This window comes from Sphingomonas sp. FARSPH (assembly GCF_003355005.1).
Classification (GTDB): domain Bacteria; phylum Pseudomonadota; class Alphaproteobacteria; order Sphingomonadales; family Sphingomonadaceae; genus Sphingomonas.
Map to the genome: position 1 here is coordinate 2041900 of NZ_CP029985.1, position 21059 is coordinate 2062958.

Consider the following 21059-nt stretch of genomic DNA (forward strand, 5'->3'; position numbering starts at 1 on the left):
CCCGGTGGTGTAGGCTGAATCGACCTTCAGCCGTCCCCGATGTCGCCTTCGATCGAACAGCCTGCCCTTTCGGCACCCCGAACGTATTCCGGGGGCCACCGAGCCGCAATCGCTATCGATAGAGGCTCAAGCCGTGCCGATCGCCGCGCCGTGGACGCCGGAACACGTTCGGGGTGACGAAGGGGGCTTGGATGGCGATCGGCCTGAGGATCGGCGGCGGATAGGTCGCTCACCGATGCAACCGGCCAAACGGCAAAAGGCCCTCCCGCCACGGGGCGGAAGGGCCTTTCGATCGTCCGTCTTGGCGCGGATGGTCAGCCGCCGAAGGTGCGCTGCCACCAGCCGCGGCGCGGCGTCTCGCCGGCGTCATCGGCCGGGTTGGCGTCAGCGCCGGTGTCGTCGCCGGCCGGTTCCGCCGCCACAGGGGCGGGGGTGTCGGGCACCGGCGCGGCGGCGGCCTGCGTCGGCGCGCCTTCCGTACCCGCGTCCGCGGTCGCGGCGGGCGTCGCCTTGCGGCGCGTCCGCTTCGGCTTGGGCGCTGGCTCGGCAGTGGCTTCCGCCGGTGCTTCGCTGACGACCGGCACGTCTTGCGCAACGGTCGCGGCCTTCTTGCGCGTCCGCTTGGGCTTGGCGGCGGGCACCGCCTCCGCGGCTTCGGCGGCGGGAGCAACCTCGGCGGCGACCGTGTCGGCTGCCGGCTGCGCGGGCGCTGCCGTCTCGACCGCCGTGTCGGCGGTCTTGCGTGCACGGGGGCGGCGACGGGTGCGCGGTGCCTCGGCGGGTGCGTCCTCGACCGGCTCGGTGACGGGGGCGTCAAGGCCCGTGGTCACCGGCCCGGCGTCGCCCGCCTCGACGATCGGCTCGAGCTCCGGCGCGGCGGGGTCGCCGGCCTCAGCATCCGCGCCCTCGGCGGCGTCGATCGTGCCTTCCACGATGCGACGTCCGCCGCGACGACCGCGACGACCGCGGCGGCGGCGCTTTTCGCCCTGCGCCTGGTCGGTGGGGGTATCGTCCTCGGCGTCGATATGCGCCTCGTCGTCTCCGGTATCCTCGGCACTGTCGTCATCCGCCGGCGCGATGTCCGCCTCGGCATGCTGCCCGTCCTGCCCGTTCTGCTCGTCGCGACGACCACGGCCGCGACCGCGGCGGCGGCGGCGGCCGCGACCACGACGGCCCTCGCCATCCTCGCCTTCGCCACGCTCCTCGCGCGGGGCACGCGTATCGGTTTCCGCCTCGACCTCGTCCTCCTCGTCGAACTCCTCCTCGATCTCCTCGGGCAGGTCATCGTCGAGATCCTCGACCAAAGGCTCGATCTTCGGGGCGTGCGCGGGCGGCGGGCCGCTCGCCTCGACCGACATGCGCGCGCCCTCCTCCTCGCGATCGGGCAGAATCTCGACGATCACGCCATAGCGATCCTCGATCTCCGCGATGTCGCCGCGCTTCTTGTTGAGCACGTAGATCGCCGCTTCCTGGCTCGCGCGCAGCGTCAGCACCGAGCCGCGGCCGCGCGCGGCCTCGTCCTCGATTAGGCGCAGCGCCGACAGGCCCGACGACGAGGCGGTGCGAACGAGGCCGGTGCCCTCGCAATGCGGGCAGGGGCGCGTCGACGCCTCGAGCACGCCGGTGCGCAGGCGCTGGCGGCTCATCTCCATCAGGCCGAAACTGCTGATCCGGCCGACCTGGATACGCGCGCGGTCGTCCTTCAGCGCCTCCTTCATCGCCTTTTCGACCTTGCGGACGTTGGAGCCGTTGTCCATGTCGATGAAGTCGATAACGACGAGGCCGGCCATGTCGCGCAGGCGCAACTGGCGGGCGATTTCCTTCGCCGCTTCCAGGTTCGTCGCCGTCGCGGTCTGCTCGATGTTGTGCTCACGCGTCGACCGGCCGGAGTTGATGTCGATCGACACCAACGCCTCGGTCGGGTTGATGACCAGATAGCCACCCGACTTCAGCTGGACGACGGGGTTGTACATCGCCGCCAGCTGATCCTCGACGTGCGCGCGCTGGAACAGCGGCACTGCGTCGGCATATTGCTTCACGCGCCGCGCATGGCTCGGCATCAAGAGCTTCATGAAGTCCTTGGCGTGGCGATAGCCTTCCTCGCCCTCGACGATGACTTCATCGATCTCGCGATTGTAGATGTCGCGGATCGCGCGCTTGATGAGATCGCTGTCGCCGTAGATCAGCGCCGGCGCCGACGAATGCAGCGTGTTCTCGCGGATGCCGTCCCACAGGCGCGCCAGATAGTCGAAGTCGCGCTTGATCTCGGTCTTGGTGCGTTGGAGTCCCGCGGTGCGCACGATGCAGCCCATCGACGAGGGCAGCTGCATATCCGCCATGATCGACTTCAACCGCTTGCGGTCGGCCGCGTTGCTGATCTTGCGCGAAATGCCGCCGCCGTGCGACGTGTTGGGCATCAGCACGCAGTAACGGCCGGCGAGGCTGAGATAGGTGGTCAGCGCCGCACCCTTGTTGCCGCGCTCTTCCTTGACGACCTGGACCAGCAGCACCTGGCGGCGGCGGATCACGTCCTGGATCTTGTAGCGGCGGCGCAGGTTCATTCGGCGCTGGCGCAGCGCCTCGACCTGGTCGTCGTTGCCGTTGCCGCGCGGGCGCTTCGACGTGCCGGCGGCGGGCGCCTCGCCGTCCTCGGCATGGTCGTCATGCTCGTCGTGGTGACGATCGTCGTCATGGTCGGCGGCGTCGTGGTCGCCGTCGAAATCCTCGTCGTCCCCGTCATGTTCGGCGCGCAGCGCGGCTTCCTCGGCGGCATGCTCCGCCTCTTCGCGCAGCAGCGCGTCGCGATCCTCCTTGGGGATCTGGTAATAATCCGGGTGGATTTCGCTGAACGCCAGGAAGCCGTGGCGATTGCCGCCGTAATCGACGAACGCCGCCTGCAGCGACGGCTCGACGCGCGTCACCTTGGCGAGATAGATGTTGCCCTTGAGCTGCTTGCGTTCGGCGGATTCGAAGTCGAATTCTTCAATACGATTGTTCTTGACGACGGCGACCCGGGTTTCTTCCCGGTGGCGTGCGTCGATCAGCATGCGCGTGGTCATTGAATAGTCTCCACGCGCGTCCCGGTGGTGCGGCAGGGCCGGCAGCAGGGCGGGGCGCGCGATGATAAGGCGCGCCGATCGTGTCGGCGCGGGTGTTTGGCAAAGATGCGTCTGCTCGCCCGGCACGTCGGGGGGCACGGCCCGCCCACACGCCCACGCACCCGCCGGCCGGGGCCGGGCGGTGTCGGGACATGGAGAAGTGCGTCATGCGAGCGTCAACCTGGTTAAATCCCGCGCCAGGACGGTGCGGATGACCGGCGTGTCGCGGACACAGTCGCGACGCACGGGTGCGACTGGGTAGGTAGCATCACCGAACGCGCATCGCAACCGGCGGGATATTGCCGGTGCGGCCGGCAAAATCGTGCCGAACGCGATGTTAACCGTGCCGCGCAACCCCGCGTCAGGGCCTTGGCGCCTATCCGAACTCCTCGCGATCACAACGGGATCGCCAAAGGGGTAACGATGGTTTTTCGCTGGACCCGGGGATGGGTGAAGCGGCAAATACGTGCCGTGTTCGCGTTCTTCGCCCTCCTCGCCGGATGGCTCGTCGGCGGTCCCGCGACCGCGGCGACGGCGGTGCGCAGCGTGGCGGTCGTCGACGGGCGCATCGACATCCGTTTCGACGGCCCCGTTCCCGACGCCACCGGCCTGATCCTGAAGAGTACGCGCCAGATCGCGGTCGACGTCGCGGGCGCGATGCCCGGCCTGCGCGCCATGCCCGGCCTGCGCGCCATGCCCGGCGGCCCGGTTACCAACGTTCGCCAGATCGCGCATGCGGGCGGCACGCGGCTGCTGTTCGATCTCGCGCAGCCTGCGGTGATCGGCGACGGCGGCTTCGATGCCGACGGTCGCCGCCTGACGCTGTCGCTCCAGACGGTCGACATCGCGCGCTTCGCCGCGGCGAGCGCGGCGGGACCGCTCAGCTTCTTCCCCTTCGACCTCGGCAACTGGGCGGCGCGCCCCAGGTACAAGGTGTCGGTGCCCGTGCCGCCGCCCTCGCGCGGGGTGAAGCTGCCACGCGTCGCCGGCGACGACGACCGGCCGCTGGTGGTGATCGACCCCGGCCATGGCGGCGTCGACCCCGGCGCGATCAATCCCGACACGGGGCTGCGCGAAAAGGACGTGACGTTGCGCATCGCCCGGGCGATCCGCGACGAATTGCTCGCCAGCGGGCGGGTGCGCGTCGCGCTGACCCGCGACGACGACCGCTACCTCGTCCTGCGCGAACGGTTCGGCATCGCGCGGCGGCTGCACGCCAGCCTGTTCATCTCGATCCACTGCGACAGCGTCGGCAGCGGGGACGCGACGGGCGCGTCGGTCTACACCCTGTCCGAGGTCGCGTCCGACAAGGAGGCCGCGCGCCTCGCCACGCGCGAGAACAAGGCGGACGTCATCGCCGGCGTCAACCTGGGCAGTGCACCGGCGGACGTGTCGTCGATCCTCATCGACCTGACGCAGCGCGAGACGATGAACACCTCGGCCAATTTCGCCCGCCTGCTCGGCCGCGAGGCGAAGCCGCTGATCCCGACCAAGGACGTCTTCCACCGCATGGCGTCGCTGATGGTGTTGAAGGCGCCCGACATGCCATCGATCCTGTTCGAGACGGGTTATATCTCCAATCCGCGCGACGCTGCCTTCCTCGACAGCCGCGACGGCCGCGGCAAGATCGCGGAAAGCGTGACGCGCGCGGTCGAGGTCCACTTCGCCCGCCAGATAGCCAGCCGGTAACCTGGGCTCGCCGTACCGGCCGAAACCGGGGGCACCCATATCGGCACGGCCAGCCGCAACCCGGCTGGCAACGTCCCGCGAACCTGCTACAGCCGCGGCCATCGTTATGGCGTCCGATCCCCCCCGCATCACCCGCATGACCAGGTTCCGCGACGCAGTCGGCGGCGCGCTGCGCCGCGTGCGGGGGCGCTGGTGGGTGAAGGCGCTGGCGGTGCTCGCGGTGCTTGCCGCAATCGGCTATGGCGTCTTGTGGATCACGATCCTGCGCGATCTGCCCTCCGTCGCGCAGCTGCGCACCTACGAGCCGCCGCTGCCCACCAACGTGCGCGGCAATGACGGCAGCCCGATCCAGTCCTACGCCCGCGAACGGCGCGTCGAATTGTCCTATGCCGAATATCCGCCGCTGCTGGTGCGCGCCTTTCTGGCGGCGGAGGACAAGACGTTCTTCGAGCATCACGGCGTCGATTATCCCGGCCTCGCCGGCGCGGTGGTCGATTACGCGCGCAAGTTCGGCACCGGGAAGCGCGCGCGCGGCGGATCGACCATCACGCAACAGGTCGCCAAGAACCTGCTGATCGGCAACGAATATTCGCCCACGCGCAAGCTCAAGGAGGCGATCCTCGCCTTCCGCATCGAGGATACGCTACAAAAGCCGCAAATCCTCGAACTTTACCTCAACCAGATCGCGTTGGGGCGTAACGCGTTCGGCGTCGAGGCGGCGAGCCACGCCTATTTCGACAAGGAACTGCCCGAACTCGATCTCGCGCAGCTCGCCTATCTCGCGATCCTGCCCAAGGGCCCGTCGAACTACGATCCCGTTCGCCACCCCGACCGCGCGCTGGCACGGCGCAACTGGGTGCTGGGCGAGATGCTGAAGAACGGCTTCATCACGCAAGGCCAGCACGACCGGGCGGTCGCCGAGCCGCTCGGCACCGTGCTGCGCCGCACCCCCAAGTTCGAGCGCGTCGGCGGCTATTTCGTCGAGGAGGTGCGCCGCCAGCTGATCGACAAGTTCGGCGAGACGTCGCGCGACGGGCCGCACAGCGTCTATGCGGGCGGCCTGTGGGTGCGCACCAGTCTCGACACGCGGCTTCAGGACCTCGCCACGCAGGCGCTGCGCGACGGCCTGGTCCGCTACGACCGTGGACGCGGCTGGTCGAGGCCGATGCGCCATGTCGATATCGACGGCGACAATTGGCTTGGCGCGCTGATCAACACCAACATCGCGCTCGATTATGCCGACTGGCGCGCCGCGATCGTCATCGCGCGAAACGGCGACGCTTGGCAGATCGGCTTCGCCGACGGCAAGACCGCCGAGCTGCCACGATCGCGCGCGGCGATGCCGGTGCGCGGCGGCGCAGCGAGCAGCTTTTCGGCGCTGAAGCCCGGCGACATCATCGCGGTCGCGCCGGAAGGCGGCGGCTGGGCGATCCGATCGATACCCAAGGTGTCGGGCGGCTTCGTCGTCGAGGAACCCGCGACCGGCCGCGTGCTGGCGATGCAGGGCGGTTTCGACAGCCGTATCCAGGCGTTCAACCGCGCGACGCAGGCGATGCGCCAGCCGGGATCGACGATCAAGCCGATCATCTATTCCGCCGCACTGGAAAACGGGATGACGCCCGCGACGATCATCGTCGACGGTCCCTATTGCGTCTATCAGGGCGCGCGGCTGGGGCAGAAGTGCTTCCGCAACTTCGCCAACATGCGCGCGGCGGGGCCGCACACGATGCGTTGGGGCATCGAACAGTCGCGCAACCTCATGACGGTGCGCGCCGCGGCCACGACGGGCATGCCCAAGGTCGTCGACGTGATGAAGCGCCTCGGCGTTGGCACCTATTCGCCCTATCTGGCGATCGCACTGGGCGCGGGCGAGACGACGGTCAGCCGCATGGTCAACGCCTATGCGACGATCGCCAATCAGGGGCGCGCGCACGAGCCGACGCTGGTCGATTTCGCGCAGGATCGCCACGGCCAGGTGATCTGGCCGGAAAACTGGCGCGCCTGCGACGGCTGCAACGCGCCCGACTGGAACGGCAAGGCGATGCCGCGTCCGCGCGACCGCACGCGCCAGGCGATCGACGCGATGACCGCCTATCAGATGGTCCATATCACCGAAGGCGTGATCCAGCGCGGCACCGCGACGACGCTGCGCGATCTCGACCGGCCGATGTTCGGCAAGACGGGGACGACGACGGGCCCGACCGACGTCTGGTTCATCGGCGGCACGCCGCAGTTCATCGGCGGGCTTTATCTGGGCTACGACAGTCCGCGCCGACTGGGCGCGGCGGAGGGCGGCACGGTTGCCGCGCCGATCTTCAAGGAATTTGCGGTCAAGGCGTATGACGGGCTGGAAAAGCTGCCGTTCCGCGCCGCGCCGGGCATCCGCATGGTGCGCATCGATCGCGCCAGCGGTCGTCCGGTCTATGGCACCTTCCCGACCGACAGCGATCCCAAGCCGGCGGTGATCTGGGAAGCGTTCAAGCCCGAAAGCGAACCCCGCCGCGCTGCGCGCCACGCTGGCCCCGCCCCCGCGGCGACCACCGCCGCACCCAAGGCGCAGGGCCAGCGCGACAGCGATTTCTTGCAAAGGGAAGGCGGAATCTACTAGCGCCGCTTCCATAGTCGCGGCCCTTCCGCCATTCTCGAATTTTCCGGAGACGTTTCATGCGCGCCGAAGCGCAATCCCATGTCGACCGCATCAAGGACGCGCTGGCGCTGCTGCGCCGCTTCCTCGATTGGGACCGCGCGCTGCGCCGGCTCGACGAACTCAATGCGCGCGTCGAGGACCAGGCGCTGTGGAACGACCCCAAGGCCGCGCAGGAAGTGATGCGCGAGCGTCGCCGCCTGGACGAGGCGATCACCGCGACCAAAGCGATCCAGAGCGAACTCGACGATACCGTCGAACTGATCGAGATGGCGGAGGCCGAGGGCGACACCGCGATGGAGGCGGAGGGCGTCGAGGCGCTCGCGGCGCTCGCCGCGCGCGCCGAGCACGACAAGGTTCAGGCGCTGCTCGCCGGCGAGGCGGACGCGAACGATACCTATATCGAGATCAACTCGGGTGCGGGTGGTACGGAGAGCCAGGACTGGGCGGGCATGCTGCAGCGTATGTACACGCGCTGGGCCGAACGCCGCGGCATGAAGGTCGAGCTGATCGACTACCACGCGGGCGAGCAGGCGGGGATCAAATCCGCGACGTTGCTGGTCAAGGGCGAGAACGCTTATGGCTTCGCCAAGACCGAAAGCGGCGTCCACCGCCTCGTCCGGATCAGCCCGTATGACAGCGCGGCGCGGCGCCACACCAGCTTCTCGAGCGTCTGGGTCTATCCGGTCATCGACGACAATATCGAGGTCGAATACAACGAAAGCGACCTGCGCATCGACACCTATCGCGCGAGTGGCGCCGGCGGCCAGCACATCAACACCACCGATTCCGCGGTGCGCATCACGCACATCCCGACCGGCATCGTCGTCCAGTGCCAGAACCAGCGCTCGCAGCACAAGAACAAGGCGGAGGCGTACAACCAGCTGCGCGCGCGCCTGTACGAGCGTGAACTGGCGATCCGCGAGCAGGCGGCCAACGCGGAAAATGCGACCAAGACCGACATCGGCTGGGGGCATCAGATCCGCTCCTACGTCCTCCAGCCGTATCAGCTGGTGAAGGACCTGCGCACCGGCGTCACCTCCACCGCGCCGGGCGACGTGCTCGACGGCGCGCTCGATCCGTTCATGGCGGCGGCGCTGTCGCAGCGCGTGACGGGCGAGAAGGTCGACGTCGAGGACGTCGATTGATGGACGCGACGCGTCGCATCGGGCGGGGTTGGGTGGACGGCGTGCTGTGCGCGCTGCTGCTGCTCGCCGCGTGCGACGGGTCGAAACCGCTGATCCGCCACGATGCCGAGGAGCCGGGGCCGTTCCCCGCCGCCGATCGCCCCGTCGCCAATATCGTCTCGTCGCGCTGGTCGAACGAAGAGGCGCGCGATCGGCTGAACGAGGCGACCGAGGTGATGGACAAGGCGAAAATCCGCCGCGGCATGACCGTCGCCGACATCGGTGCGGGGGAGGGCTATTATACGATCCGCCTGGCGCAGCGCGTCGGCAAGACGGGGCGCGTGCTGGCGGAGGACATCGTCGCGAGCGTCCGCGACGCACTCGCCGACCGCGTCGCGCGCGAGGACCTGGAGAACGTCTCCGTGCGCCTCGGCGAACCCGCCGATCCGAAGCTGCCCGAAAAGAGCTTCGATCGCGTATTGATGGTGCACATGTATCACGAGATCGCGCAGCCCTATGAATTCCTGTGGCGGCTGCGCCCGTCGGTGAAGCCGGACGGCCTCGTCGTGGTGGTCGACGCGGACCGCCGGCCGCAGGATCACGGCACGCCGCCCGAACTGCTCCGTTGCGAATTCGCCGCGGTCGGCTATCGCCTGGTGTCGCAGTCGCCGATGCCGTCGGCGGGCGGCTACATGGCGACCTTCCAGCCGAGCGGCGCGCGGCCGGAGCCAGCGCAGATCAAGGCATGCCGCCTGCGCTGACGCGCCCGATATCGACGCGGCGAAGGATCAGAGCAGGCCCAGCGTCCGGAAGCTCGTCGTCGCGGTCGCGGTCAGGATCAGATGGTCGACGAGCGTCACCCCGACGGGCTCCGCGGCCCGCGCCAGCGCGCGCGTGTAGGCCAGGTCGTCTGCGCTCGGCGTCGCCGAACCGCTCGGGTGATTGTGTGCGAGGATCAGCGCGGCGGCATCCTGGACCAGCGCCGCACGGATCAGGTCGCGCAGCGGCGGCGACACCGCGACCACATGCCCTTCATAGTCCAGCCGTGCCAGAAGCCTCCATTCCGGATCGAGTAAAGCGACCGCCGCGCGCTCGACAGCGCCGCCCCGCAGGTCCGCGAACAGCGCGGTCGCGGCGGCGACGTCGGCGATACGGGGTAGGGCGGGCGCGGGATGCACGGACCATCCTGCCGCCTGCGCCTTCGCGCTTCACCGCAAAGCGCGTCCGGAATGGCGGCATGCTTGGCGACTCGCGGCGCGCAGGGTAGGCGGTGGCGATGCGCCAGTATCTCGACCTGATGGACCGCGTTCTCACCTCCGGCAGCCGGCAGGAGGATCGTACCGGCGTCGGCACGCTGTCGGTCTTCGGTGCGCAGATGCGTTTCGACCTGCGGCAGGGCTTTCCCGTGCTGACGACGAAGAAGCTGCACCTGCGCTCGATCATAGTCGAACTGCTGTGGTTCCTGCGCGGCGACACCAACGTCCGCTGGCTTCAGGAGCAGAAGGTCAGCATCTGGGACGAATGGGCCGACGCGAACGGCGATCTTGGTCCGGTCTATGGCAAGCAGTGGCGCGACTGGGTCGCGGCGGACGGGCGGCATATCGACCAGATCCGAGAATTGGTCGACACGATCCGCACCAATCCCGCAAGTCGCCGCCAGATCGTCACCGCCTGGAACCCCGGCGACCTCCACGCCATGGCGCTCAGTCCGTGCCATTGCCTGTTCCAGACGCATGTCGCGGACGGGCGGCTGAGCCTGCAGCTCTACCAGCGTTCGGCGGACATCTTCCTGGGCGTGCCGTTCAACGTCACGAGCTACGCGCTGCTGACGCACATGCTCGCGCAGCAGGCGGGGCTGGCGGTCGGCGACTTTATCTGGACGGGCGGCGACTGCCATCTCTACCTCAACCATCTCGACCAGGCGCGCATGCAGCTGACGCGCGATCCCGGCCCGCTGCCGCGCCTGGAGATCGTCCGTACCCCGCCGTCGATCGACGCTTATGCGTACGAGGATTTCGTGCTGCACGATTACGTCGCGCAGCCGCATATCAAGGCGCCCGTCGCGGTATGACGATCGTGTTCGTGCTCGCGCGCGCCGACAATGGCGTGATCGGCCGCGACGGGCAGCTGCCTTGGCATCTTCCCGCCGATCTCAAACGGTTCAAGGCGCTGACGACGGGCAAGCCGATGGTGATGGGGCGCAAGACGTTCGACAGCTTTCCCGCGCCGCTGCCCGCCCGCCGGCATATCGTGCTGACGCGCGATCGCGGCTGGTCCGCGCCGGGTGCGGAGGTCGCGCACGATCCGGCAGACGCGCTGGCGCGCGCCGGCGCAGGCGAGGTCGCGGTGATCGGCGGTGCGGAAATCTTCGCGTTGTTCGACGCCGACCGGATCGAACTGACCGAGGTTCACGGTGCCTTCGACGGCGATGCGGTCGTGCCGCCGTTCGCGGGTTATCGCGAGGCGGCGCGCGCGGACTATGCCGCGGTGGACGGCCGGCCGGCGTACAGCTTCGTGACACTGGTTCGTTAGCCCCCTATAGGCGCGCGTCATGGAGCGGCTGGACGGCGGCTCGGCCATTCCGCGGCACCTTGCCGGCGGCATCGTCGCGCTCGGCAATTTCGACGGATTTCACCTGGGCCATCAGGCGGTGGTCGGCCGCGCCGTCGCGCGCGCGCGCGAACAGGGACGTCCCGCGCTCGTCGCGACGTTCGATCCGCATCCGGTCCGCCACTTCCGCCCCGACACGCCGCCGTTCCGGCTGACGACGCTCGACCAGCGCGAGCAGTTGTTCGCCGCGGCGGGCGTTGATGCGATGGTCGTCTTCCATTTCGACGCGTCGCTCGCCGCCCTGTCGGTCGAGGATTTCGTCGTGCAGCGGCTCGTCGAAACGCTGCGGGTCGGCGGCGTCGTGACCGGAGAGGATTTCACCTTCGGCCAGGGCAAGCGCGGCAGCGTTGCCGATCTCGCCGCCTATGGCGCCGCGCTGGGCTTCACCGCGGAGACGGTCGCCCCCGTCACGCTGGACGGCGAGATCGTCTCGTCCAGCCGTATCCGCGCCGCGCTGCGCCTGGGTGAAATGCGCGCGGCGGCGCGGCTGTTGACGCGGCCCTATGCGATCGAAGGGGTCGTGCAGCACGGCGACAAGCTCGGCCGCACGATCGGCTATCCGACCGCCAATATCGACATGGGCAAGTATCTGCGCCCCGCCTACGGCATCTATGCGGTGACCGGGCGGCTTGGCGATGGGCGCGTGCTGAACGGCGCGGCGAACCTGGGCATCCGCCCGACGTTCGATCCGCCCAAGGAACTGCTCGAACCCTATTTCTTCGACTTCGCCGGCGATCTGTACGGCCAGACGATCGAAGTCGCGCTGGTCGAATACCTTCGGCCGGAGGCGAAGTTCGACAATCTCGACGCGCTCGTCCGCCAGATGGATGCGGACTGCGCGCGGGCGCGAGCGATCCTGGACGGCTGACCGCCGCCGCGCGTCACGCCATTGCGGCGAGCATCTCCGTGATCTTGACGAAGGCGAAGCCAACCGAGCTGTCGGCGATGCCATAGGGCAGGAACAACGTGTCGTCGTGGCGGATCGCGCCGCACGAATAGACGACGTTGGGCACGTACCCTTCGCGATCCTGATCCTTGGCGGCCAGGATCGGCTCGACCGTGCGGCCGATCACCCTCGACGGATCGTCCTTGTCGAGCAGCACCGCGCCGATCGAATATTTGCGCATCGCGCCGACGCCGTGGGTCAGCAGCAGCCAGCCTTCGTCCAGCTCGATGGGCGGTCCACAATTGCCGATCTGCACCAGTTCCCACGGATAGACGGGGGTCAGGATCTTCTCGCCCTCGTCCCAATGTTCCAGCGTGTCGGATTTCAGCAGGAACAGATTCTCGCCGTCCTGCCGGCCGATCATCATATACTGGCCGCCGACCTTGCGCGGGAACAGCGCCATGCCCTTGTTGCGCGCCGCCGGGCCGCTCATCGGCACCAGGTCGAACGCGCGGAAATCGCGCGTGCGCATCAGTTCGGACTGGATGACCGAGCCGTTATAGGCGGTGTAGGTGCCGATCCATTCGAAGCTGCCGTCGTCATGCTGGAAATGCACGATCCGCAGATCCTCCAGCCCCTTCGACTGGGCACTGGTGATCGGGAAGATGACGGTGCCCGACAGCGTCGAATCGCGGTGGCGATAGACGGTAACGGGGCCTTCCGGCATCTCGTCCTCGATCCCTTCCGCAACGTCGGCGGCGGTGGCGAAGGGCGGCTCGGGCGCCAGCTTCAGCTGGTTCTCGTCGGTGATGATGCCTTCGCGGAACGCGACGGAGCTGATGTGCCCCTCACCGACCGAGCGCAGTGACATCAGGATGCGCATCGACCCCGGCGGCATGCCCGACTGATCGAAATGCGGCACCGCACTGGGATTCATCAGCGCGGCTGCGGCGTAGCTGTATTCGTGGCAGAAATACGCGCCGATCAGTTGGCGCTTTTCGTCGCCGATCTCGCTGCCGTCGAGGCCGAGCAGGTCGGCGATCTCGTCGTAGCGCGTCATGAACACGCGGCGGGTCTGCCAGTGACGCGCCTCGAAGTCCTTCAGCACCTCTTCCAGCTCGTCGCGCGCCTGCTGCGCCGTCATGCGCAGCACTTCGCCGACCAGCCGCTCGGTCCGGTTCGGCGCGCCGCCTTTGCCACCCCATGCGATGTGGAACGGCCGCACGACGACGCGCGACGGATCGGCGTGCAGCCGCAGATCGTGGTTGAACAACTCCATCGCGGGGTACAGCCTCACCGGTCGTTTCAGGCCGCCGCCCCGTGAACGATCACGCGACGACGCGACCGGTCCCTGCCACGCCTTGGGCGTTCTTTGAAAGAGCCGAAATCGCGCAATTCGCCAACTGGAGCGCCAAAATCGACTCGGCACCCTGGTTGCGGTTGAGCCCGGTCGGCATCAGACCATCGAAACAGCCGCCGTCCGTGCTCGTCGCGAGCGGCAGGTCGAGGTCGTTGTGGCCGAGATACCAGGCATAGGCACGTTCCGCCTCGACGATCCAGCGCTCGTCGCCCGTCGCCTCGAACGCGGTGGCGCACGCATCCACCGTCGCTTGCGCCTCCAGCGGCTGCTGGTCGAACTGCAACGGTTCGGCGTAGGGGCGGTGGAAACTCTCGGTGCCGACCGCGCGGAACCGGCCTTCGGGCGAGGTCTGCTTGGCGACGATCCAATCGAGCGTCTCCAGCCCTCGCGCGACGAGTTCGGGACGGCCCAGCGCCATGCCCGCGCGGATCATACCCTGCGGCAGGCGCGCATTGTCATAGGCGAGTACGATCTCGAACCACTGCCATTGTGGTCGCCGCGCCTCCTCGAGCAATGCGAGCTGATCGTCGGGGAAGCGTTCCAGGATGGCATGCGCTAGCTTGTGACCGGGCGATGCCTCCAGCATCGCGGCGGCGCCGAGCATGGCGAACGACTGCGCGCGCAGCGACCCGAGTTCGAGCGCGCAGCTCGCCGTCGCATCGAACATCGACTTCGCCCAGTCGCGATGCTTCGGTTCGCGGCCGTCACGTGCGGTGACGCCCAGCGCCCAGATCGTGCGGCCGTTCGAGTCCTCGCTGCCGACGTCCTCGCACCACGTCCGGTCGAAGTTCATGAAGTTGCGGAACCGCCGTGCTTCCGGGTTCCAGGCATATTGCAGGAACGACGCGTAGATCGTCGTCCACTTGTCACGCACCACCGGATCGATGTCATCGATCGCGCTCATCAACATCAGCGCGCGGGCATTGTCGTCGATACAATAGCCGTGGCGACGGTCGGGCACCGAATAGATCGAATGTTGCAGCATGCCGGTGGCATCGCTCATCCGCTCGACTGCGGCGAAATTGGGCGCGAGCGGTTTTGCTTTCGCATGCGACTGGCTGAGCCGTTTAGGGTGCGCGGTGACCGCCGCCTCCACCTGCGCCAGCGTCGCTTCGGCGAGGCGCGGCCAGATCATGGTGCGGCCGCGGTCGTAGGCGCGCTGCGCCAGTCGCGTCCGGTCACGGCCATTGGCGAGCAGCCGCTCCATTTCGCGCGAGAAGGCGGCGACGTCGCGGAAGTCGACCAGCACGCCGTGCCCGTCTGCGAGGATTTCGGTCGCATGGACGTATGGCGTCGAAATCACCGCCTTGCCGACGCCGACCGCGTAGGACAACGTGCCGCTCGTGATCTGCGCGGGATTCAGATACGGCGTCGCATAGATGTCCGCGGCCTGCAGATAGTCGATCAGTTCGTCGTGCTCGACGAAGCCGTCGATGAACGCGACATTGTCGCTGATGCCGAGCTCGGCGGCCTGCGCCTTCAGCCGGTCGCGATAAGCTTCCCCTTCATGCGCAACGAGATTGGGGTGCGTCGCGCCGAGCACGACGTAAAGCAGATGGGGATGCTTGGCGACAACCGCGGGCAACGCCTCGATCATCGTCTCGATGCCCTTGTTCGGCGCGAGAAGGCCAAAGGTCAGCACGACTTCGCGCCCTTCCCAACCGAAACGGGGCTTGAGTTGTTCGGGATCGACGAAGGCGCGGTCGGGCACGCCGTGCGGAATCATCGCGATCTGGCGCGGGTTCGCGCCATAGACGCGGCGAAGGATCTCGCGCCCGCGCTCCGCCATCACGACGACCTTGGCGCAGCGGCGCAGCAGGCCCTCCATGACGCGCCGTTCGTCGGCGTTGGGCTTTTCGAGCACGGTGTGCAGCGTCGCGATCACCGGCAATGTGGTCCGATCGAGCAGGGTCAGCAGATGCTCGCCCGCGGGGCCGCCATAGATGCCGTATTCGTGCTGCACCCAGATCGCCTGGGCACCGCTCGTTTCGATGGCGCGTGCCGTGTCCACATAGGCGGCAAGCTCGTTCTGCGGGATCGCGGCGGTGACCGCGGGCGGATAGGCGTAGCGGCCGGGATGGTCGTCCATCGCGTAAACGTCGACGCGTACCTCCGGGAAGCGGTCCCGCATCGCCTGCCAGACATCGGTGGTGAAGGTCGCCAGACCACACTGACGCGGCAGGAAGTTGCCGATTAGCGCCAGATGGTTGATGCTGCCCGTCGCCGCGTTGCCCGCCATGCCAAACCCTTCATATGCCGCCGAAAGTCCGCCGGACGTACCGGCAACCTTGCGGCACCATGAACACGCGACAGGGCTAAAAGGTTGCAGTATTGCTGCAACGCAACGACGGCGAGTTTATTGAGGCAGATCAACCTCTTCCACGATAGGGCGCGACGCCCTGATCGGGCAGCCACAGCGTCGCGGGGGGCGCGCCGCTCTGCCAGAAGACATCGATGGGGATGCCGCCGCGCGGATACCAGTAACCGCCGATGCGCAGCCATTCCGGTGCCATCTCGTCGAACAGGCGCTGGCCGATGCCGACGGTGCAATCCTCATGAAAGGCGGCGTGGTTGCGGAAGCTGCCCAGGTACAGCTTGAGCGACTTCGATTCGACGATCCTGTCGCGCGGGGCGTAATCGATCACCAGATGCGCGAAATCGGGCTGGCCGGTGACGGGGCAAAGCGAGGTGAATTCGGGCGCCGCAAAGCGGACGCAATAGAGCGTGCCGGCGCGCGGATTGGGAACATAATCCAGGATAGCTTCTTCCGGAGAAGCGGGCAGGTGGCTCGTCTGGCCGAGATGCATCGGGGTCATGGCCGCGCATGTAGGAGCTTCACGCCGCAATGAAAACGCTCGTTCCCATCCTCGGCGACCAGCTGACCCCGACGATCGCGTCGCTGCGCGACGCCGATCGGGAGGATACGGTCGTGCTGATGATGGAGGTGGCGGAGGAGACGGGCTATGTCCGCCACCACAAGCAGAAGCTCGCCTACATCCTGTCCGCGATGCGCCACCATGCCGCGGCGCTGCGCGACGCGGGATGGACGGTGGACTATGTCGCGCTCGACGATCCCGACAACGGCGGCAGTTTCACCGCCGAGGTCGCGCGCGCCCTCGAACGCCACGGGGCGCGGCGGATCGTGGTGACCGAGGCGGGCGAGTGGCGCGTCGCGGGGATGCTCGATGGCTGGTCGACCCGGTTCGGAGTGCCCGTCGAAATCCGCGCCGACGACCGCTTCCTGTGCAGCCACGCCGATTTCGCCGCCTGGGCGGACGGGCGCAGCCAGCTGACCATGGAATATTTCTATCGCGATATGCGCCGCCGCACCGATTTGCTGATGGTGGACGGCAAGCCGGAGGGCGGGCGGTGGAATTTCGACAAGGACAATCGCAAGCCCGCGCCGGGCGGCGGCCTGTTCGTGCCCAAGGCGCTGGCGTTCGAACCCGATGCGATCACCCGCGACGTGCTCGCGCTGGTCGAGCGGCGGTTCGGCAATCATCCGGGCAGCCTCGACGGCTTCGCGTGGGCCGTCACCGCTGCGGATGCGGAGGCGCAGGCGGCGCACTTCTTCGCCGAGGCGCTGCCGCTGTTCGGCGATTACGAGGATGCGATGCTCACCGGCGAGCGGCACCTGTGGCATTCGATCCTGTCGCCCTACATCAATTCCGGCCTGCTCGATCCTATCGACCTCTGTCGCCGGGCAGAGGCGGAATATCGCGCTCGCCGCGCGCCGCTCAACGCGGTCGAGGGTTATATCCGCCAGATCATCGGCTGGCGCGAATATATGCGCGGCATCTACTGGCGCGAAGGGCCGGACTATGTCGACCGCAACTTCCTGAACCACCATCGCGCGCTGCCGGGCTGGTACTGGACGGGCAACACCGACATGCATTGCCTGAAGGAGGCGATCGGCCAGACGCTGGCGACGGCGCACGCGCATCATATCCAGCGGCTGATGGTCACCGGCAATTTCGCGCTGCTGATCGGCGCGGACCCCGCCGCGGTGCATCGCTGGTATCTCGAAGTGTATATCGACGCCTATGAATGGGTCGAGCTGCCCAATACCTTGGGGATGAGTCAGTTCGGCGACGGCGGGCTGCTCAGTTCGAAACCCTATATTTCGTCGGGCGCATACATCGACCGGATGAGCGATTATTGCGGGCGGTGCCGTTACGACGTGAAGAAACGCGTCGGCGACGACGCCTGTCCGTTCAACGCGCTCTATTGGGATTTCCTCGCCCGGCACGAGGACAGATTGGGGGACAATCCCCGCCTGCGTATGCCGTATGCGACATGGAAGAAGCAATCGGCGCAATCTCGTAACGAAACGCGTGCCCAGGCTAAAACATTCTTGCAGGCTCTCGACTCGGGCGGCGAAGGCGGCTATTGAGTGCACCGGGCACTCCTCCCCAGCGTAGCCCGGACGTGAACGTGTAAACGTGGATGGAGGACGTGTGATGGATGCGTTGGTGACGACCGCATGGCTGGCCCAGGAAATGGGTGCGAGCGACCTCAGGATCGTCGATGCCACCTATTTCGCCAATTTCCCCGGCGAGGCGCCGCGCGATGCCGCCGCGGAATATGAGGCGGCGCACATCCCCGGCGCGGTGTTCATGAACCTGGGCGAATTGCGCGATACCGACAGCGACCTGCCGATGATGCTGCCGAGCGCCGAGAAATTCGCCAGCCGCATGCAGAGCCTGGGGCTGGGCGATGGCAGCCGCATCGTCCTCTACGACAATTCGCCGCACCATACCGCGGCGCGGGCGTGGTGGATGCTGCGGACTTTCGGCGCGCACGATGTCGCGATCCTCGACGGCGGCTTCGCCAAATGGCAGGCGGAGGGGCGCGAGACGGCGAGCGGCAGGGAAACGTCGCGGCATCGCCACTTCACCGTCTGGGTCGATACGAAGACCGTCCGCACGCTCGACCAGATGAAGGCGAACGTCGACAGCCGGGCGGAGCAGGTCATCGACGCCCGATCGGCGGCACGCTTCACTGGCGAGGAGCCCGATCCCCGCCCCGCGACGCACGCGGGCCACATTCCGGGATCGAAGAACCTGCCGCAGGGCCAGCTGTTCAACGCCGATGGGACATGGAAGACGGGCGACGCGTTGCGCCGGGCGTTCGCGGACGCGGGCGTCGACCTCGACCGGCCGATGGTGGCGACATGCGGTTCGGGCATTACCGCGGCGGTGCTCGCCTTCGGCGCGCATCTGGTCGGCAAGGACATGCCGATCTATGACGGCAGCTGGTCGGAATGGGGAGCGGACCGCTCGACCCCCAAGGCCATGGGAGCCAAGGAAGCCGTTGACGCGTAACTCCGACGACGAAACCTCCCCGGAAGCTCGCCTGGCCGACGCGACCCGCGTCGTCCAGGCGGGCCGCCGCCCCGAATGGACCGCCGGCATCGTCAACCCGCCGGTCTGGCGTGCCTCGACCATCCTCTACGACAGCATCGCGGACCTGCGCGCCAACGGCCATGGCGACACGCATCATCGCCTCTATTACGGTCGCCGCGGCACGCCGACGCAATGGAGCCTCGCCGATGCGTTGACCGCGCTGGAGCCTGGGGCGGAGGCAACATTCCTATACCCATCGGGAGTCGCGGCGGTCGCCGCCGCGCTGCTTGCGGTGCTGTCGCCGGGCGACGAACTGCTGCTGGTCGACAGCGCCTACGAGCCGACGCGCAGCCTCGCGAACGGCCTGCTCAAGCGGTTCGGCATCACGACGCGCCTGTACGACCCGCTGATCGGCGCAGGCATCGCCGATCTGATCGGCGAGCGGACGCGGGCGATCTTCCTCGAAAGCCCGGGCAGCCTGACCTTCGAGGTGCAGGACGTGCCCGCGATCGTCGCTGCGGCGGAGGCGCGCGGGGTCGCGACCCTGCTCGACAATACCTGGGCGACGCCGCTGTTCTTTCCCGCGATCGCGCACGGCATCGACTATACGATCCTCGCCGCGACCAAATATGTCGTCGGCCATTCCGACGTGATGATGGGGTCGGTCACCGCGGCGCACGGACGCTATGCCGCCTTGCGCGACGTCAGCTACCAGCTCGGCCAGGTGACGAGTCCCGACGACGCGTGGCTCGGCAGCCGCGGCCTGCGCACGATGAAGGTGCGGCTCGACCAGCATCAGCGCTCCGCGCTCGCGATCGCGCGTTGGTTGCAGGACCGGCCGGAGGTGGCGGAGGTGCTGCATCCCGCGCTGCCCGGATGTCCCGGCCACGACCTGTGGGTGCGCGACTTCAAGGGATCGAGCGGTCTGTTCTCCTTCGTCCTCGCCGGCGGGGGCGAGGCGGCGCGCGCCGCGCTGATCGACGCGCTCGACCTGTTCGGCATCGGCTACAGCTGGGGCGGCTATGAAAGCCTCGCCATCCCCGTCGACGTCGCGCGCATCCGCGCGGTGGCGCGGCGCGACTTTCCGGGGCCGGTGGTGCGGCTGCAGATCGGGCTGGAGGACACGGATGACCTGATCGCCGACCTCGATCGCGGGCTCGCAGCCTTCCGGGCGGCGATGTGATCGCGCTGCCGCGCTAACTGGCGCGGCATTTCGGCAACATTCCGTTACGAATCGCTCACCGGCCGTACACAAATTGTTGTGCGGTGCAGGATAGTCGCGCATCCTCGTCGCGCTTCGGACGAGTCTCGCGCGCTGCCCGGTAACGGCGGAAGATGCGGGCCACCGGAGGCATGCAGGCGGGGACATCGACCTTGATCCGAAAGGGGACACGATGCGCTTCACCACTATCCTGCTTGGCGGCCTTGCGCTGGCGAGCGCCGCGCCCGCGCTCGCGCAGGACGAAACGGCGCCACCACCCGCGCTCAAGCTATCGGGCGGCACGACGCTGATCAGCGACTATCGCTTCCGCGGCGCGACGCAGAGCGACAGCAGCCCGGCATTGCAGACGACGCTCAACCTCAACCACAAGTCGGGCTTCTATGTCGGCACCTTCATGTCGACGATCGACGGGTCGGGCCGCACGCCCGCGCTGACCGGCTATGGCCAGGCGGAGGTCGATCTGTACGGCGGCTTCACCAAGACGCTGAAGAACGGCGTGGGTGTCGATGTCGGCCTGCTCTATTATTACTATCCGGGCGGTCTCAAGGGCCAGAACACCGACTTCTTCGAACCCTATGCCTCGGTCACCTACACCGTCGGACCGGTGTCGACGAAGGCGGGCGTCGCTTACGCGTGGGACGGGCAGAAGGGTCTCGCCGGCTTCGACGTGCGCACCAACAACAACAGCAACATCTATGCCTATGGCGAGGCATCGGTCGGTATCCCGACGACACCAATCACGCTGAAGGGGCATCTGGGCTATTCGAAGGGCGCGCTCGGCTCGCTCAACATCCCGGGCAGCCGCGACGACGACTATTTCGACTGGTCCGCGACCGCCGAGGCGGTGGGCGGTCCGCTCAAGGTCGGCGTCAGCTATGTCGGCACCGACATCAGCAACCAGAACCGCTTCGCCGAGCGGCTGGGCCGCGGCTCGACCGTGCTCGCCTATGTGGGGACGAGCTTCTGATCTTGATGCAAAGCCCCTCCCCTTCAGGGGAGGGGTTGGGGTGGGGGAGACACGGGCGCCGGTCTAGGTGAGACACGCCCCACCCCCAGACCCCTCCCCTGAAGGGGAGGG

16 protein-coding genes are annotated in these 21059 nt (G+C 67.7%); 11 read left to right on the top strand and 5 right to left on the bottom strand.

From position 1 onward, the window contains the following. Positions 1-314: 314 nt before the first annotated feature. Positions 315-3047 carry a ribonuclease E/G gene (locus DM480_RS09700; RefSeq protein WP_115381113.1) on the bottom strand — a complete coding sequence of 911 codons (2733 nt, stop codon included), beginning with the start codon at positions 3045-3047 and terminating at the stop codon, positions 315-317. A 474-nt stretch (positions 3048-3521) separates the two neighbouring features. Here DM480_RS09700 and DM480_RS09705 point away from each other — a divergent pair, with 474 nt between their 5' ends. The 4 genes from DM480_RS09705 to DM480_RS09720 all read left to right on the top strand — a co-directional run bounded on the left by DM480_RS09705 (position 3522) and on the right by DM480_RS09720 (position 9319). Next, complete coding sequence (locus DM480_RS09705) at positions 3522-4787, top strand: N-acetylmuramoyl-L-alanine amidase family protein (protein ID WP_115378638.1); 1266 nt, start codon at positions 3522-3524, stop codon at positions 4785-4787. A gap of 106 nt (positions 4788-4893) precedes the next feature. After that, positions 4894-7395, top strand: coding sequence for a penicillin-binding protein 1A (locus DM480_RS09710; RefSeq protein ID WP_115378639.1), 2502 nt, complete (start codon positions 4894-4896; stop codon positions 7393-7395). A 56-nt stretch (positions 7396-7451) separates the two neighbouring features. Next, a complete protein-coding gene (gene prfB, locus DM480_RS09715) occupies positions 7452-8579 on the top strand; it encodes a peptide chain release factor 2 (protein ID WP_115378640.1) in 1128 nt (375 codons plus the stop codon). Next, positions 8579-9319, top strand: coding sequence for a class I SAM-dependent methyltransferase (locus DM480_RS09720; protein ID WP_115378641.1), 741 nt, complete (start codon positions 8579-8581; stop codon positions 9317-9319). The genes prfB and DM480_RS09720 overlap by 1 nt, the downstream gene beginning before the upstream one ends. 27 nt (positions 9320-9346) lie before the next feature. Here DM480_RS09720 and DM480_RS09725 read toward each other — a convergent pair whose 3' ends face one another. Beyond that, complete coding sequence (locus DM480_RS09725; RefSeq protein ID WP_115378642.1) at positions 9347-9736, bottom strand: JAB domain-containing protein; 390 nt, start codon at positions 9734-9736, stop codon at positions 9347-9349. A 98-nt stretch (positions 9737-9834) separates the two neighbouring features. On the opposite strand from DM480_RS09725, the gene DM480_RS09730 reads away from it, so the two are divergent. The 3 genes from DM480_RS09730 to DM480_RS09740 are packed head-to-tail and all read left to right on the top strand — an operon-like array spanning position 9835 to position 12036. Continuing rightward, positions 9835-10629, top strand: a complete 795-nt coding sequence (locus DM480_RS09730; RefSeq protein ID WP_115378643.1) for a thymidylate synthase — start codon at positions 9835-9837, stop codon at positions 10627-10629. Next, positions 10626-11090, top strand: a complete 465-nt coding sequence (locus DM480_RS09735) for a dihydrofolate reductase (protein ID WP_115378644.1) — start codon at positions 10626-10628, stop codon at positions 11088-11090. The genes DM480_RS09730 and DM480_RS09735 overlap by 4 nt, the downstream gene beginning before the upstream one ends. A gap of 19 nt (positions 11091-11109) precedes the next feature. Further along, entirely contained in the window at positions 11110-12036 is a 927-nt protein-coding gene (locus DM480_RS09740) for a bifunctional riboflavin kinase/FAD synthetase (RefSeq protein ID WP_115378645.1), read from the top strand. 13 nt (positions 12037-12049) lie between these two features. Here the strand turns inward: DM480_RS09740 and DM480_RS09745 are convergent, their stop codons facing one another. The 3 genes from DM480_RS09745 to queF form a co-directional block, all read right to left on the bottom strand. Beyond that, positions 12050-13333 carry a glycoside hydrolase family 130 protein gene (locus tag DM480_RS09745; protein ID WP_115381114.1) on the bottom strand — a complete coding sequence of 428 codons (1284 nt, stop codon included), beginning with the start codon at positions 13331-13333 and terminating at the stop codon, positions 12050-12052. Positions 13334-13382: 49 nt separating this feature from the next. Then, positions 13383-15653 (bottom strand): glycosyltransferase family 4 protein, encoded by a 2271-nt coding sequence (locus DM480_RS09750; protein WP_115378646.1) that lies wholly within the window; start codon positions 15651-15653, stop codon positions 13383-13385. A gap of 130 nt (positions 15654-15783) precedes the next feature. Then, complete coding sequence (gene queF, locus DM480_RS09755; protein ID WP_115378647.1) at positions 15784-16230, bottom strand: preQ(1) synthase; 447 nt, start codon at positions 16228-16230, stop codon at positions 15784-15786. 29 nt (positions 16231-16259) lie between these two features. On the opposite strand from queF, the gene DM480_RS09760 reads away from it, so the two are divergent. The 4 genes from DM480_RS09760 (at position 16260) to DM480_RS09775 (ending at position 20948) form a co-directional block, all read left to right on the top strand. Beyond that, entirely contained in the window at positions 16260-17807 is a 1548-nt protein-coding gene (locus tag DM480_RS09760; RefSeq protein ID WP_115378648.1) for a cryptochrome/photolyase family protein, read from the top strand. A 67-nt stretch (positions 17808-17874) separates the two neighbouring features. After that, on the top strand, positions 17875-18738 hold the full coding sequence (sseA, locus tag DM480_RS09765; protein ID WP_115378649.1) for a 3-mercaptopyruvate sulfurtransferase: 864 nt from the start codon (positions 17875-17877) through the stop codon (positions 18736-18738). Next, entirely contained in the window at positions 18728-19942 is a 1215-nt protein-coding gene (gene metC / locus DM480_RS09770) for a cystathionine beta-lyase (RefSeq protein ID WP_232833944.1), read from the top strand. Before sseA ends, metC begins: the two co-directional genes overlap by 11 nt. 211 nt (positions 19943-20153) lie before the next feature. Next, positions 20154-20948, top strand: coding sequence for a TorF family putative porin (locus DM480_RS09775; protein WP_115378651.1), 795 nt, complete (start codon positions 20154-20156; stop codon positions 20946-20948). The last annotated feature ends 111 nt before the right edge of the window (positions 20949-21059 follow it).